Origin of the sequence: Pseudomonas sp. WS 5021 (assembly GCF_012985535.1) — a bacterium.
Taxonomy (GTDB): Bacteria; Pseudomonadota; Gammaproteobacteria; order Pseudomonadales; family Pseudomonadaceae; genus Aquipseudomonas.
This window is the reverse complement of the sequence record NZ_JAAQWP010000005.1, coordinates 37,631-51,520: the sequence shown is the minus strand read 5'-3', so window position 1 is coordinate 51,520 and position 13,890 is coordinate 37,631. Positions and strand designations below refer to the sequence as shown.

General features: G+C 62.5%; 12 protein-coding genes. 1 reads left to right on the top strand and 11 read right to left on the bottom strand.

Annotation, left to right across the window (positions count from 1 at the left end; translation table 11 throughout):
• Positions 1-15 precede the first annotated feature (15 nt).
• The 8 genes from HBO19_RS16685 to HBO19_RS16650 all read right to left on the bottom strand — a co-directional run bounded on the left by HBO19_RS16685 (position 16) and on the right by HBO19_RS16650 (position 9,616).
• Positions 16-984, bottom strand: a complete 969-nt coding sequence (locus HBO19_RS16685; RefSeq protein ID WP_170043233.1) for a FecR family protein — start codon at positions 982-984, stop codon at positions 16-18.
• Between the two features lie 32 nt (positions 985-1,016).
• Positions 1,017-1,517 carry a sigma-70 family RNA polymerase sigma factor gene (locus HBO19_RS16680; protein ID WP_169957014.1) on the bottom strand — a complete coding sequence of 167 codons (501 nt, stop codon included), beginning with the start codon at positions 1,515-1,517 and terminating at the stop codon, positions 1,017-1,019.
• 259 nt (positions 1,518-1,776) lie between these two features.
• Complete coding sequence (locus HBO19_RS16675; protein ID WP_170057894.1) at positions 1,777-2,643, bottom strand: alpha/beta hydrolase; 867 nt, start codon at positions 2,641-2,643, stop codon at positions 1,777-1,779.
• Positions 2,640-4,352 carry a caspase family protein gene (locus HBO19_RS16670; RefSeq protein ID WP_170057893.1) on the bottom strand — a complete coding sequence of 571 codons (1,713 nt, stop codon included), beginning with the start codon at positions 4,350-4,352 and terminating at the stop codon, positions 2,640-2,642. Before HBO19_RS16670 ends, HBO19_RS16675 begins: the two co-directional genes overlap by 4 nt.
• Before the next feature lie 51 nt (positions 4,353-4,403).
• Positions 4,404-5,759, bottom strand: a complete 1,356-nt coding sequence (locus tag HBO19_RS16665; protein WP_169957011.1) for an MATE family efflux transporter — start codon at positions 5,757-5,759, stop codon at positions 4,404-4,406.
• 86 nt (positions 5,760-5,845) lie between these two features.
• On the bottom strand, positions 5,846-7,141 hold the full coding sequence (locus tag HBO19_RS16660) for an FAD-binding oxidoreductase (protein ID WP_170057892.1): 1,296 nt from the start codon (positions 7,139-7,141) through the stop codon (positions 5,846-5,848).
• Positions 7,138-8,226, bottom strand: a complete 1,089-nt coding sequence (locus HBO19_RS16655; protein WP_170057891.1) for a polyamine ABC transporter substrate-binding protein — start codon at positions 8,224-8,226, stop codon at positions 7,138-7,140. Before HBO19_RS16655 ends, HBO19_RS16660 begins: the two co-directional genes overlap by 4 nt.
• A gap of 31 nt (positions 8,227-8,257) precedes the next feature.
• Positions 8,258-9,616: a glutamine synthetase family protein gene (locus HBO19_RS16650; protein WP_169957335.1), complete on the bottom strand. Its 1,359-nt coding sequence runs from the start codon at positions 9,614-9,616 to the stop codon at positions 8,258-8,260.
• 138 nt (positions 9,617-9,754) lie between these two features.
• Between HBO19_RS16650 and HBO19_RS16645 the strand changes: the two genes are divergently transcribed.
• The gene (locus tag HBO19_RS16645; RefSeq protein ID WP_169957333.1) at positions 9,755-10,651 is read left to right on the top strand and encodes a helix-turn-helix domain-containing protein; all 897 of its coding nucleotides are present in this window, start codon (positions 9,755-9,757) and stop codon (positions 10,649-10,651) included.
• Between the two features lie 114 nt (positions 10,652-10,765).
• Here the strand turns inward: HBO19_RS16645 and HBO19_RS16640 are convergent, their stop codons facing one another.
• Genes HBO19_RS16640 through HBO19_RS16630 form a run of 3 tightly spaced genes read right to left on the bottom strand, consistent with a single transcriptional unit; the run spans position 10,766 to position 13,889 of the window.
• Positions 10,766-11,869, bottom strand: a complete 1,104-nt coding sequence (locus HBO19_RS16640) for an acetoin dehydrogenase dihydrolipoyllysine-residue acetyltransferase subunit (RefSeq protein ID WP_170057890.1) — start codon at positions 11,867-11,869, stop codon at positions 10,766-10,768.
• Positions 11,866-12,885, bottom strand: a complete 1,020-nt coding sequence (locus HBO19_RS16635; RefSeq protein ID WP_169957330.1) for an alpha-ketoacid dehydrogenase subunit beta — start codon at positions 12,883-12,885, stop codon at positions 11,866-11,868. Before HBO19_RS16635 ends, HBO19_RS16640 begins: the two co-directional genes overlap by 4 nt.
• Positions 12,886-12,908: 23 nt before the next feature.
• Positions 12,909-13,889, bottom strand: coding sequence for a thiamine pyrophosphate-dependent dehydrogenase E1 component subunit alpha (locus HBO19_RS16630; RefSeq protein ID WP_057445001.1), 981 nt, complete (start codon positions 13,887-13,889; stop codon positions 12,909-12,911).
• Between the last annotated feature and the right edge of the window lies 1 nt (position 13,890).

The following is a 13,890-nucleotide window of genomic DNA, read 5'->3' as shown; positions in this document are numbered from 1 at the left end:
GGAAAAAACCTGAATCTAACGTGAAATTATTTCCTGGCTGCCGTCCGGCAGCGTGCGTAGAGCCACCGGCAGGATGTGCGGCAAGGCCTTGAGCAAGGCATCGGTGTCGTTGGATTTGAACACGCTGGTCAGGCGCAACTCGCTGGCCGCGGTGCTGACCCGCAAGGGTTTTTCGCGGTAGCGCGAGACTTCCCGCGCCACCTCGGCCAGGCTGGCGTCGTTGAACACCAGCTTGCCGGTCTGCCAGGCCAGCAGTGCCTGGGCGTTGACCGGGCGAGCCGCCGCGACCGCGCCCTGGTTGTCGATGGATGTCCCCAGGCCCGCCGTCAGTGTGACCACCGGCTGCGCGGCATGCCCTTGCACCTTGACCGTTCCCGCCTCGACCACCACGCGGGTCTGGTCATCGTCGCGGCGTACATCAAACCGCGTGCCGGTAACCGTCACCTGCCCGGCCCCGGCCCGCACCACAAAAGGCCGGCTGGTGTCGTGCTCGACGCTGAACAGCGCCTGGCCCTGCTTGAGCTCTATCCCACGCCGGCCCTTTTCGTAGTGCACCGCCACCACGCTGCGGCTATTGAGGTCCATCAGCGAGCCGTCGGGCAACGCCACTTGGCGACGCTCACCCAACACCGTGCTGAACTGCGCGTCGTACACCGCCGGATGATCCAGGCCGCTGAACAGCCCAAGACCCACGGCCACCGCCAGCACACTAGCCGCCATGGCATAGCGCACTGCTCCACGCCGCTTGCGCGGCACAGGCGTATCGACCAGGGCCTGCAAACGGCGCTTGGGCAGCAGGTCGGCGGCGCTCCACAGCCCTTGCAGCACCTCGAATTCGTACTGGTGCGCGGGATGCTCCCCACACCATGTGTCGAAAAGACACTGGTCCGCATCGCTCAGGGGCTGATCCTGCAAACGCACGAACCACAGCGCCGCCTCGTCACGCACCGCTGCGCTGCCACAGGCACACTCACGGGTATCCATCATGGAAGATCCTGTTTCAAAGCGGGCATTGGTCATGGGGCCAGCGCGTCCAGGCGCTCGCGCAGATGCCGCAGGGTGCGGATCATATACTTTTCCACCATGTTTTTAGACAACCCCAGGCGCTCGGCGATTTCCTGTTGGGTCAGGCCCTCGACCTTTTGCCAAATGAAAATCTTGCGGCAATTGAGGGGCAATTCGGCCAGGGCCCGCTCGATGGAGTCCGCCAACTGCACTGCATGCATGAAATGCTCCGGGTCGCCACTTGGCGGCGCACTCTGGTCAAGGCCTTGCAGCTCCATTGCTTCACGCCGGTCGGCACGGCGATAGGCATCCACCGCAATATTGCGCGCCGTCTGGTGCAAATAGGCACGCGGCTGCTCGACCAGCGCCGCCTTGGACTCCAATACCCGCACGAATGTATCGTGGGCCAGGTCCTCGGCCTGCTGGCGATTGCGCAAGCGACGCGTCCAGGTCCCGACCAACTCCTCGTAGTACGCGAAAAAGCCTGGTCTGCGGGGCGGCTGAGGAGTCATCGAGGATGCACTGGGTTGGCGGGGCGTGAATAGTAATGCTTCCTATTAATGGGAGCAATTACTGACCGTCGCCCTGGCTGCGATTGCCGCCAATGTCGATCAGTTATGGTGAGAATCCAACAGACACCGGTAAACCCGGTGGGAGCTGTCGAGCCCCTGCGAGGCTGCGATGGCGTCGGCACTGCTTACCGCCGCTATCGCAGCCTCGCAGGAGCTCGACAGCTCCCACCTTGGATTTTCACGAACGTTCACATTGCGCTCACTTAACTAACCGTTGATGCATCCACGTTGCGACGGTTACATCATCAAGGTAGCCCGCAATACCATGCCGATTGGCCATATGGTTACTCACGCCGTTGAAGTTCTCGATGCCGGGTGTGATGTTCCAGCGGGTAGCGTCCAGTGGATACAACGCCACCGCATCGCCCGGATCATAGGCATTGAACCACTGCTGCACACCCGCAGGCATCGACAATGCAGGGGGGGTGAGCATCTCGCGCACGGTGTTCAGGCCCAGGGGCGAGCCCACCGTCACCAACCCCAGCACATTGGCGCGACGCCCAAGCTCCTGCAATGCCCGGTACGCAACAATCGACCCCAAGGAGTGTGCCACCACCACACAAGGCTCATCTGCAATGGCAGCCTTTACGATGGCGGTAATGCGATCCGACACGGCGGGGTAAGTCAGATAGAGATAGACATCGCGCGTGAACCGATCAAGAGCGGCTTCACCCAGGGCGGTGCGCTGATCCACTGCACGTAACAGCGCCTGGACCCAGGGTGAACTGCCAAGGCCCTTCTCGGTGCTGTGCTCATCGAGAAACGCCTGGATCTGCGCGTCGGTCACGCCATTGGCAGTCGCGATGTCCTGCAAAAATCTGCCACGAAAATCATCCTGCGCCTGTTCATTGCCCCGCAGGCGCACCCCACGCGCCAGCGGGGTGCTGAGGGCGCGCGTCAATTCATCCAGTTCATCGGCGTAAAACGCCATCGTCACAGACAGCCCTTCGGGGCGTGGAAGACCTGCCTCCCCCCAGCCGATATACAGCGAGTCCAGCCACAATTTTTCCAGGGTTTCCCGGGTGCTTCCCTGTTGGTCACGCCCGTGGATAAATACCAGCTTCACAGAAAATACCCCGAAAAATGTCGTTCCAGTATCGCCGAGCCTTTCTTGGAAAAGGTCGTCCACAGTGAAGGTTCGAGATGGCGTCCGGCCTCCAGGAGGAAAGAGGGCATCAATTGCTTCATCTCCCCCAGCAATGACCACCCCTGCGACAGCATTGGCACGCCGGGCAGGTAGTCCAGGATAACCTGCTCCCTCCGGCCGCCCGCCATGGCGAGCATGGCCACATCAAAAGGAATCAGCTGACGGTCGGCCTGCATAAAGCGGTAAATACTCATGATGCCGTGCAAATCTCCCGCCTGGTGGTAGGCATAGGCCGCATAAATGCCCAAGGTCGGGTCCATGCGTTTGAGCAGGCGCAGATATCGGGCAGAGTCCCAAGCCAGCGTTGCCTGGGGCAAACGAAAGCTGCCCTGGCGCGCGGCTACGGCCACATAGGCGCGACGCATCTCCAGTTCCTCTCCCAGATTTTCATAGTCGTTATGGGGGTCTCGCATGGCCGACGGGGTGTAGTTGATCGTGACGATGCGCCCACCCTCAACAATCAATGTGCCAACAAAACCGGGCATGGCGGCGACCAAAGTGCTCGTACCGTTCTTAAAGCGCAGGTACAACGTGCGCGCCGCCTCGCCACGGATCTCAATGCTCGGCCCATCGATCCCGCGCCATGTCTTCTGGTCCCGCCCAATCTCACAAATCAGAGCAATCTCGCCGCCAATCACGTGGAACCCTGTCTGCATACCCGTCTCGCGGTTATCCATGGCTGCCACAAGGCGCCGCATCTCGGTATTCAATACCCGCTTGGGAAGAGGCTTGCCCCATCTGGGGCGCATCAAATGCTCCTGAGACCACTCCAGGCTTCCCCGCGCAGCGGCAGGTTCAGTCAGGTCGGGTGGTGGGTGAGGTCCCTCTGCTGCAGCCCCCCCGGCGCCATGCTCAATCGTGGCCAAAAACTTGGGCAACGCCGACTCCACCCGCGACTCCGGCCGTTGGGAAAGGGCGATGGAAACTCTTTGCGCTGCCTGGGGAATGGCGTGTGCCAGATGCTGTTTGAGTGGACGCGAAGCAACCACTTGCTGCGGCGCACCGCCCTCGGTCATCACAGTTTCGATAACCGTTTGAACGTCGCCGCGCAAAGCAGTGAGCATGCATTCGGTCAACAGCCCACAGTGACGCTCATTGGCATCATCCGCCGGTACCTCCAGCGCGGGGTCACCAGGCAACGCCGCATAAAACACATCCACTTCCGGGGGCGTGTTGTTAGAGCGATAAGCAGGAAATATCCGGTAGCCGTCGACCATGCTCACCTGAAGGGTTCCCGCCAGGGACCGGCATGCATCCGAAATGATCACAACGTGTTCGATACCGCACTGACGCGCCAGGCTGATCGAGCCATTGACGTTGATGGCATGGTTGGGATTCCTGCCCACCTCGGACAATAGCCACAACTCACAATCCGGGGCTCTCAATACACCATGGCCGGAAAAGAACACCACCAGTTGAGAGCACGTCCTGCTCTCCACGATCTTACTGATCGCCTCGAATATCTCCTCAGGCCCCACGACCTTGCCGTCAGCATCGGAAAAAACTGTGGTCTCGAAACCTTGCTCCCTGCCCCATTCCCCCACCTGCTCAGCCCCAGAGGCCGCGCCACGCAGTACAGGAAAATGGCCGGCGCGGTCGACGCCGATTGCGATTAATGCTTTTTTCATAGGTCTCTCTCCATGATGACACTATGCCATCCAGCCCCTCGCTGCCTCAACTCACACCAACCGCTTGATCTGCTTATGCCGCCACACCAACCGGTAATACGCCGTCTGCAACCCCAACATCACCAGATAAGTCACCGGGAACGCCATCCACACCCCTTCCAGGCCAAAGTGTGCATTGAGCAGGTACGCCACCGGCAGCTCCACACCCAGCACGCAGAAGATCGAGATCGCCACCGGCATCAGCACCACGCCGCTGGCGCGCATGATGCCGCCAATCACCGCCTGGAAGCCGAACACCAGAATGCTCCAGAGCATGATGTGCAGCAGGTGTTCGGCCTGGACCCGCGCCTGGTCATCGGTGATGAACAGGCCCAGTAGCCAGTGGGACAACACGTAGCCAAGCACGATCAGGCTCCCGGTCAGGCACAGGTTGATGGCAAGGCCGGTGCGCAGGATCGGCCCGATGCGTTCCAGGCGCCCGGCGCCAATGGCCTGGGCGCCGAGGATCGAGGCGGTGATGGCAATCGACAGCGCCGGGAATTGCACATAGTTGACGATCTGCGTCACCGCGCCATACGCCGCCGTGGCCTGGGAGCCGTGGCCGTTGACCAGTGCCAGGATCACCAGCTCCGACAACGACAGCACCACCATCTGCAAGCCGGTGGGCAGGCCAATGCGCAGGACTTTGCCGAGGATCGCCCGGTCCAGGCGCAAGGCCGCCAGCAATGCGCGATCCGGCGCCATCACATGGTTTTTATGACGCAGGCGCAGCACCAGAAACAGCATGGCCACGGCGTTGGCCACAAGGCCAGCATAGGCCGCGCTCTGGATGCCCATGGGCGCCAGCCCCAGCCAGCCGCGGATCAGGGCCGGGGTCAGCAACAGGCCAACCACCGTCGAGACCATCAGCGCCAGCAGCGGCGACACCGTATCGCTCACGCCCCGCAGCAGTTGGGTGTAGAGGATGAACACCAGCAGCAGCGGCATGATCAGCATCATCACCTGGGCATAGCCGACAGCGTCGTCCAGCACATCCAGCGGCGTGCCCAATGCCTGCATGGCCGGGCGCGCGAACAGGCTGCCGAGCACGGCGGCGAGAATCCCGATCAACGCGCCCAAAGTCAGGGTCGCGCCAGTGATGACTTTGACCAGCGCCGTTTCCCCCGCGCCCCAGGCCTGGCCGATCAGCACCGAAGCGCCCGCCCCCAGGCCGATCACCAGGGCGATAAAAAAGAACACGATGGGAAACATCCCCGACACGGCCGCCAGCGCCTGGGTGCCAAGCATCTGCCCGACATAGATGCCGTTGAGGGTGCCGGAAAAACTCTGGAGGAAGTTGGACAGCACCATCGGCGCAAGAAAGAACAGGTAGACCTGCCACAGCGGGCGTTGCAAAGGGTTCTGCATGAAAAGCGGGGCCTCGGAATGACACAGCGACCGAGGGGTTATAGCGTATTGGATCCGATCCTGCTGTGTTTTAAACCGCTACCCACCTATCCCAGCATTTCCCGAAGCCGATACCACAACATGCCCAGCGCCAGTAACGGCGAGCGTAAAGCCTTGCCGCCGGGAAAGGTCATGTGCGGCACCCGGCTAAAGGTGTCCAGGCCCTGGCTGACACCCGCGTGGATCCCCTCGGCCAGCAACCGCGCGCACCAGTGCGTGACATTGAGCCCATGCCCCGAATAACCCTGGGCGTAAAACACGTTGGGGTACTGCTGCAACCGTCCAACCTGGGGGAAACGATTGGCGGTAATCCCGATTTTGCCGCCCCATTGGAAGTCGATGGCGGTGTTGGCCAGTTGCGGGAATACCTTGAGCATCTTCGGCCGCATATACGCGGCGATATCCACCGGATCACGCCCCGAATAATGACAGGCGCCGCCGAACAACAGCCGACGGTCCGCCGAAAGCCGGTAGTAGTCCAGGCCGACTTTCTGGTCGCACAGCGCCAGGTTCTGCGGGATCAGCTCGTCGGCAAGCGCAGCCGGCAACGGTTCGGTGGCGATGATATAGCTGCCGGCCGGCAGCACCTTGCCACTCAGGCGTGGCTCCAGTTCGTCGAGGTGTGCATTGCACGCCAACACCAGGCTGCCGGCCCGTACGGTGCCACCGGCGCAGCGCACCTGCACGGTGTCGCCATGGCTCAGTTGCAGCACCGCGCTGTGCTCGAAAATCCGCACGCCCAGCGCCTCGGCCACGCGGGCTTCGCCCAACACCAGGTTCAGCGGATGCAAGTGGCCCGAGCCCATGTCCACCAAACCACCGGCGTACAGGGTTGAGCCGACCACCTGCGCCATGTCCTGCGCCGCCACCAGCCGGGTTTGCGCCATGTAACCCTGGGCGGCCAGGCTGTCCTGCTCGCCCTGGAACGCGGCGAATTGCGCCGGCGTGTTGGCCAACTCGCAAAAGCCCCAGCGCAGGTCGCAGTCGATCCCGTGCTCACGGATGCGCTCACCCACCAAGGCCACCGAATCGATCCCGGCCCGTTGCAGGTAACGCACGCCCTCCTCGCCCACGTACCGGGTAAAACCCGAAACGTCATGGCCAATACCCCGGATCAACTGCCCGCCATTGCGCCCGCTGGCACCCCAGCCAATGCGCCGGGCTTCCAGAAGGATCACCGACAGGCCTCGCTGGGCCAGTTCGATGGCGGTGTTGACGCCGGTAAAGCCGCCGCCGATCACACACACATCGGCACTCAGGTCCGCAGCCAGTGCCGCGCGCTCGGGCATGGCATTGGCGGACGCCAGGTAATAGGAACGGGCATGGTCTTGGGACTGGTTCATCGGTTGGACTTCACTTTGCTCCAGGCCCGGGTCATCACACGCATGATGGCCGGGCTGGGGGTGGTGGAAATGTACAGTTTGTCGAGCACGTCCTGGGGCGGGTACACCTCGGGATTGTTCACCAACTCCGGCGCCATGAAGGCCTTCGCCGCCAGGTTGGGGTTGGCGTAGCCGACGTAGGTACTGACCTTGGCAATCACCTCGGGGTCCAGCAGGTCGTTGATAAACGTGTGGGCCTGTTGCGGGTTGGTGGCGTCTGCGGGAATCGCCAGCAAATCGAACCACAGGTTGCTGCCTTCCTTGGGAATCGCATAGGCGATGTTCACGCCGTTCTTGGCTTCCCTGGCGCGGTTGGCCGCCTGGAATACATCGCCGGAGTAACCGAAGGCCACACAGATATCACCGTTGGCCAGGTCCGAGATGTACTTGGAAGAATGGAAATAGGTGATGTATGGGCGCAGCGTCAGCAACTTGGCTTCGGCCTTTTCATAATCGCTGACCTTCTCGCTGCGCGGGTCCATGCCCATATAGTTGAGGATCGCCGGGAATGCTTCATCCGCCGAGTCCAGGAATGCCACGCCGCATTGCTGCAGCTTCTTCAGGTTCTCGGGCTCGAACATCACCGCCCACGAATCAATGTGGTCGATGCCCAGCACTTGCTTGACCTTGTCGACGTTATAGCCAATGCCATTGGTGCCCCACAGGTACGGCACCGCATGGGCATTGCCGGGGTCGTTCTGCTCCAGCAGCTTGAGCAGCTTGGGGTCCAGGTTCGGGTAGTTGGGCAATTGCGCGCGGTCCAATTCAAGGAACGCGCCGGCCTTTACCTGGCGCCCCAGAAAGTGATTGGACGGCACCACCACGTCATACCCGGTGCGCCCCGCCAGCAGCTTGCCCTCCAGGGTTTCATTGGAGTCGAACACGTCGTAGACCACCTTGATCCCCGTCTTGGCCTGGAAGTCGGCCAGGGTGGTCTCGCCGATGTAATCGGTCCAGTTGTAGACACTGACCGTCGGCGCGGCATGGCTGGCGCTGCTGAACACCGCAGCCAGGGCCAGTGGGAGAAGCTGTTTGACGAGACGCATATCGACACCTTTTTTATGGTTGATGGTGGAGTCAGACACTCAGCAGCAGGAACTCACGCTCCCAGGAGCTGATCACCCGCTTGAAGTTTTCATGTTCGGCACGCTTCACCGCGACATAGCCCCGCACGAACTTGTCCCCCAGGTACTGCTTGACCGTATCGCAGGCCTCCATGCGCGCCAGGGCATCTTCGATGGTGATCGGCAGGCGCAGGTTGCGGCGCTCATAGGCACGGCCTTCGACCGGGGCGCTCGGTTCGATCTTTTCGATCATCCCCAGGTAGCCGCACAGCAGGCTGGCGGCGATGGCCAGGTAGGGGTTGGCATCGGCCCCCGGCAGACGGTTTTCGACGCGCATCGCCTCGGCGCTGGAGGTCGGCACACGCAGGCCGACGGTGCGGTTTTCTTCGCCCCACTCCACGTTGACCGGGGCCGAGGTGTCGGGCAGGAAGCGGCGGAACGAGTTGACGTTGGGCGCGAACATCGGCAGCAGCATCGGGATGTATTTCTGCAGGCCGCCAATATGATGCAAGAACAGCGGGCTCTTCTGCCCGTCGGCATCGACAAACACCGGCTTGCCCGTGGCGATCTCCACCACGCTCTGGTGCAGGTGCATGGCGCTGCCCGGCTCGTCGGCCACCGGTTTGGCCATGAAGGTCGCGGCCACATTGTGCTTGAGCGCCGCTTCGCGCAGGGTGCGCTTGAACACGGTGATCTGGTCGGCCAGGTCGAGGGCGTCGCCGTGGCGGAAGTTGATTTCCATCTGCGCCGGGCCGTCCTCGTGGATCAGCGTGTCGAGGTCCAGGCCCTGGGCTTCGCACCAGTCATAGACATCTTCAAACAGCGGGTCGAACTCGTTGGCCGCGTCGATGGAGAACGACTGGCGCCCGGTTTCGGCACGCCCGGAACGGCCCACCGGGGTTTTCAGCGGCAGGTCCGGGTCTTCGCAGCGCTGGGTCAGGTAAAACTCCATTTCCGGCGCGACAATCGGCTGCCAGCCCTGGTCGGTATACAGTTGCAGGACTTTTTTCAGCACATTGCGCGGCGACAGCTCGATGGGGTTGCCCTGCTTGTCGAAGGTGTCGTGGATCACGATGGCGGTGGGTTCGATGGCCCACGGCACCACGTAGGTGGCGTTGGCCACCGGGCGGCAGATCATGTCGATATCGGCCGGGTCCAGCAGGTCGTAGTAGATGTCGTCGTCGACAAAATCCCCGGTTACCGTTTGCAGCAACACACTTTCCGGCAGGCGCATGCCACGCTCATGCAAGAACTTGTTGGTGGGCGCAATCTTGCCGCGGGCAATGCCCGTCAGGTCGCTGATCACGCATTCGACTTCGGTAATCTTGTGTTCTTTCAGCCAGGTGGACAGCTGATCGAAAGGGGCATTCATAAAGACCTCGGCATGGGTTGGGTGCTGCGCCGGCTTGTACTTGCGGCGCATTGAGGTCTATCTTGGGCCAGCCTTACCCAGGCATCTATCCACTTTGCACGACCCACAACGCACCAATAGAGTGCGCACGGATCACCCATGACACAGGCAACCGCTTTGCGCGTACAGGCCTTCACCACCGGTGATGTGGCCGCCCAATGCAGTGCGACACCCGGTTGGGTGCAGCAGTACCAGCAGATGTCCCCGGGGCATTTTGCCGGGCAGATCCGCTACCTCGACCTGCAGGGGGTGCAGGTGTACGAAGAGTGCATGAACACCCGCGTCGAGCAGCACTTCAACGCGCCGCCAGGCGCCCTGGCCTTCTGTTTCGACGGCAGCGACAACGCGCTGTACCTGCTCAATGGCGAAAGCCGCAACACCTGGATCACCCCGGAAAACTACCGGGAAGTGGCGGTGGTATTCGGCCCGCAGTTCGTGCAACGCCATGGCCTGGATGTGGCCAGGCTCGAAGGCCTGTTCATGGCGCCGTTGACCTGCCAACAGAACGCGTTGTTCACCCGCTGGCTCAGTGGCACCCTGACGCGCTTGTCCTGCGAGATCGACCCGATCAGCCGCGACGCCCTCACCCGGCAACTGCTGGACGATTGCCTGTTTATCCTCGACAACGCCTGTGTGTGCCTGGACCGCCACTCATTGCAGCGGCGCAGCGAAGAACGCCGGTTGATGGCGCGCATTGGCGCGTGGGCGGCGGATGCGCCGGATGAAACCGTCAACCTGCTGCAACTGGCGCAGATCGCCGGCGTGCCGCTGCGCCAGTTGCAGCAGGGCTTCAAGACCTACACCGGGATGAGCCCGGCGCAGTGGTTGCGCCTGCGCCGGTTGAACGGCGCGCGGCGCGAGTTGTTGAGCTCAGCGGGTTCCACCGTGGCGCAGGTCGCGATGAACTGGTCGTTCTGGCACCTGGGGCGGTTTTCCAATAGCTACCGCGCGTTGTTCAAGGAGCTGCCCAGCGAAACCCTCAAACGTCATGGTTGATACACGCTCAACCCTGTAGGAGCGGGCTTGCTCGCGAATACGGTGTGTCAGGCAATGAATGCCTGACTGACCCACCGTATTCGCGAGCAAGCCCGCTCCCACATTTGATTGCTATCAGGCTGGAGATTTGAGGAAGAGGCTCAGCAACTGATTCACCTGCTCCGCCGCCTCCAACTGCACCATATGCCCCTGCCCCGGCAAGATCTCAACCTGGGCCTGCAACCCCTGGGCATGCCGCACCGGAATGATCGCATCGTCACTGCCCCAGATCACCAGGCTTGGTTGCTGCCCCACCACTGCACGCAGGTCAAGCATCTGCCGACCGCCATCAAACAGCTTGGCAGTGAGTTGCCGCAACGCCTGGTCCACACCCTCCAGGCGCTTGAACTTGAGCATGTCCTCCAGCATCTGCCGCGTGACCAACGCCGGGTCGCTGAACAGTTGCACCAGTTGCGGCTTGAGCGCGTTACGGTTGTTGGCTTCGGTGAAGCCTTGCAGGTAATCACCGTTGATATCCGCACCCAGGCCGGCGCTGGCGATCAATACCAGCGAGGCAACCCGCTGCGGTGCCTGGCGCGCCACCGTCAACGAAACCAATCCGCCCATGGAATGCCCAGCGAGGTGCACGCGTTCAAGCTTGAGGTGATCGAGCAACGCCAGTACCGCCAGGCTCAGCTCCTCGGCATCGCCACTGTGCAAGTGCTTGCCCGACTCGCCATGCCCCGGCAGGTCCAGGGCGATCACCCGGCGCTCGGCAGCCAGGGCCGGATGGTTGAACAGCCAGTTGTTCAAGTCGCCGCCAAACCCGTGGATCAGCACCAGCGGTATACCGCCCTCGCCAAGGTCGAGATAACGCAGCAGGCGCCCGCCCAACTCGACTTTCTGCGCACTCGGCCCCGACGCCTGCGCCTCGGCGCCGCTGGAGACAAAGCCGGCATTGAAGCGGTCGATCACCGTATCAATCTCTGCGTCGGTGGCTTCGCCCTCCACCACAATCGCTAGCAATGCGCCGACCGGCAACGTCTCGTCGCTCAGGGCCAAAACCCGACGCAACACTCCACTGAACGGCGCCTCGACACTGCTGGAGATCTTGTCGGTCTCCACGTCGAGCACTTCCTCGCCCTTCTCTACCCGGTCGCCCGGCTGCTTGAGCCAGACATCGACCCGGCCTTCGGTCATCGACAGCCCCCACTTGGGCATGGTCAAGGTATGGATCATGCCGCAGTCCTCTTGTCAGCGATCTTGCGCACCGCGGCCTCGATCTTCGCCGCGTCGGGGATGTACAGGTCTTCCAGGGCATCGGAAAACGGCACCGGCGTGTGCGGCGCGGTGACCATCTCGATTGGCGCGCGCAGGCAGGAAAATCCGCGCTGGGCCACCAGGGCGCTGATATCCGTGGCGATGGAGCAGCGCGGGTTGGACTCGTCGATCACCACCAGGCGCCCGGTTTTCTCCACGCTCTCGAGGATGCTGTCTTCATCCAGCGGGCTGGTGGTGCGCAGGTCCAGCACTTCGCAGTCGATACCCTGGCGCGCCAGGTTGGCCGCAGCCTCCAGGGCGATATGCACCATGCGCCCGTAGGTCACCAGGGTCACATCGTTGCCTTCGCGCACAAAGTTGGCCTCGCCGAAGGGCACGGTGTACAGCTCCTCCGGCACTTCGCCTTGCAGGCTGTAGAGCATCTTGTGTTCGAGGAAAATCACCGGGTCGTTGTCGCGGATCGCCTGGATCAGCATGCCCTTGGCGTCATAGGGCGTGGCCGGGCACACCACCTTCAAGCCCGGGATGTGCGTCCACATCGAGGTGAGCATCTGCGAATGCTGGGCCGCAGCGCGCAGGCCGGCGCCGTACATGGCGCGTACCACCAACGGCGTGGTGGTCTTGCCGCCGAACATGTAGCGAAACTTGGCGGCCTGGTTGAGCAACTGGTCGAGGCAGCAGCCGATAAAGTCGACGAACATCAACTCGCACACCGGGCGCATGCCCCGGGTGGCGGCGCCGACGGCCATGCCCACGTAACCGACTTCGGACAGCGGCGCATCCAGCACGCGGTCAGGGAACTGCGGGTACAGGCCCTTGGTCACCCCCAGTACGCCGCCCCAGGCATCCTGCTCGCCAGGGGCGCCGGTGCCGCCGGACACGTCCTGGCCGATGATAAAGACACTCTGGTCGCGGCGCATTTCCTGGGCCAGGGCTTCGTTGATTGCCTGCTGATAACTGATTTTACGAGCCATGAAATTCTCTCCGGGTCTTGTTGTTATGAGCGGTAGGCGACGTAGACATCGCTGAGCAGGTCGGCGGCCTGGGGCTTGGGATCGGACTTGGCCAGGCGCACGGCGTCGTCGATCAACTGCGCGACTTCGGCGTCGATGCGCTCGAACTGCGCCGCCTGCAACCAGCCTTCGGCGCTGCAGCGCTGGCGGAACAGCGCCAGGCAATCCTGGGTTTCGCGCAGGTTTTTCACCTCGTCACGGCCGCGATAGGTTTGCGCATCGCCTTCAAAGTGGCCGTAGAAGCGGTGCAACTTGACCTCGACCAGGGTCGGCCCCTCGCCCTGGCGCGCCCGCGCCACCGCCACGCCCAGCGCCGCGTGGACGGCAAAAAAATCATTGCCATCGACAATCACCCCCGGCATGCCAAAACCTACGGCGCGCTCGGCAATGTCCTTGCACGCCACCGACCAGCCGGAACCGGTAGCTTCGGCATAGCCGTTGTTCTCGGCGACGAACAGGCATGGCAGCTTCATGATCGCGGCCAGGTTCATCGCCTCGAACACCGCGCCCTCGTTGGAACCGCCGTCGCCAAAAAATGCCACGGCCACGCCCTGGCTGCCCTTGAGCTTGGATGCCAGGGCCGCGCCCGCCGCCAGCGGTGCACCGGCGCCGACAATGCCGTTGGCGCCGAGCATGCCCTTCTCCTGATCGGCAATGTGCATGGAGCCGCCCTTGCCGCCGCAGACCCCGGTTTTCTTGCCGTAGATCTCGGCCATCATGCCGAACACATCCACGCCCTTGGCGATGCAATGGCCGTGGCCACGGTGGTTGGAGGCGATGCAATCTTCATCGTTGAGATGGGCCATGACTCCGGCGGCGCAGGCTTCCTGGCCGGCATACAGGTGCACGAAACCGGGGATCTCGCCGGTGGCGAATTCCACGTGCAGGCGCTCTTCGAAATCACGGATGGTGCGCATCACGGTGTAGGCATGCAGCAGTTGATCGGTGGACAGGTGAGTGGACATC

What these genes read in the sequence shown, in the direction of transcription:
- HBO19_RS16665 (WP_169957011.1), bottom strand. Translation starts at nt 5,759, where the DNA reads ATGCAGAACCCTTTGCAACGCCCGCTGTGGCAGGTCTACCTGTTCTTT.
- HBO19_RS16635 (WP_169957330.1), bottom strand. Translation starts at nt 12,885, where the DNA reads ATGGCTCGTAAAATCAGTTATCAGCAGGCAATCAACGAAGCCCTGGCC.
- HBO19_RS16645 (WP_169957333.1), top strand. Translation starts at nt 9,755, where the DNA reads ATGACACAGGCAACCGCTTTGCGCGTACAGGCCTTCACCACCGGTGAT.
- HBO19_RS16650 (WP_169957335.1), bottom strand. Translation starts at nt 9,616, where the DNA reads ATGAATGCCCCTTTCGATCAGCTGTCCACCTGGCTGAAAGAACACAAG.
- HBO19_RS16655 (WP_170057891.1), bottom strand. Translation starts at nt 8,226, where the DNA reads ATGCGTCTCGTCAAACAGCTTCTCCCACTGGCCCTGGCTGCGGTGTTC.
- HBO19_RS16670 (WP_170057893.1), bottom strand. Translation starts at nt 4,352, where the DNA reads ATGAAAAAAGCATTAATCGCAATCGGCGTCGACCGCGCCGGCCATTTT.
- HBO19_RS16685 (WP_170043233.1), bottom strand. Translation starts at nt 984, where the DNA reads ATGGATACCCGTGAGTGTGCCTGTGGCAGCGCAGCGGTGCGTGACGAG.
- HBO19_RS16630 (WP_057445001.1), bottom strand. Translation starts at nt 13,889, where the DNA reads ATGTCCACTCACCTGTCCACCGATCAACTGCTGCATGCCTACACCGTG.
- HBO19_RS16660 (WP_170057892.1), bottom strand. Translation starts at nt 7,141, where the DNA reads ATGAACCAGTCCCAAGACCATGCCCGTTCCTATTACCTGGCGTCCGCC.
- HBO19_RS16640 (WP_170057890.1), bottom strand. Translation starts at nt 11,869, where the DNA reads ATGATCCATACCTTGACCATGCCCAAGTGGGGGCTGTCGATGACCGAA.
- HBO19_RS16680 (WP_169957014.1), bottom strand. Translation starts at nt 1,517, where the DNA reads ATGACTCCTCAGCCGCCCCGCAGACCAGGCTTTTTCGCGTACTACGAG.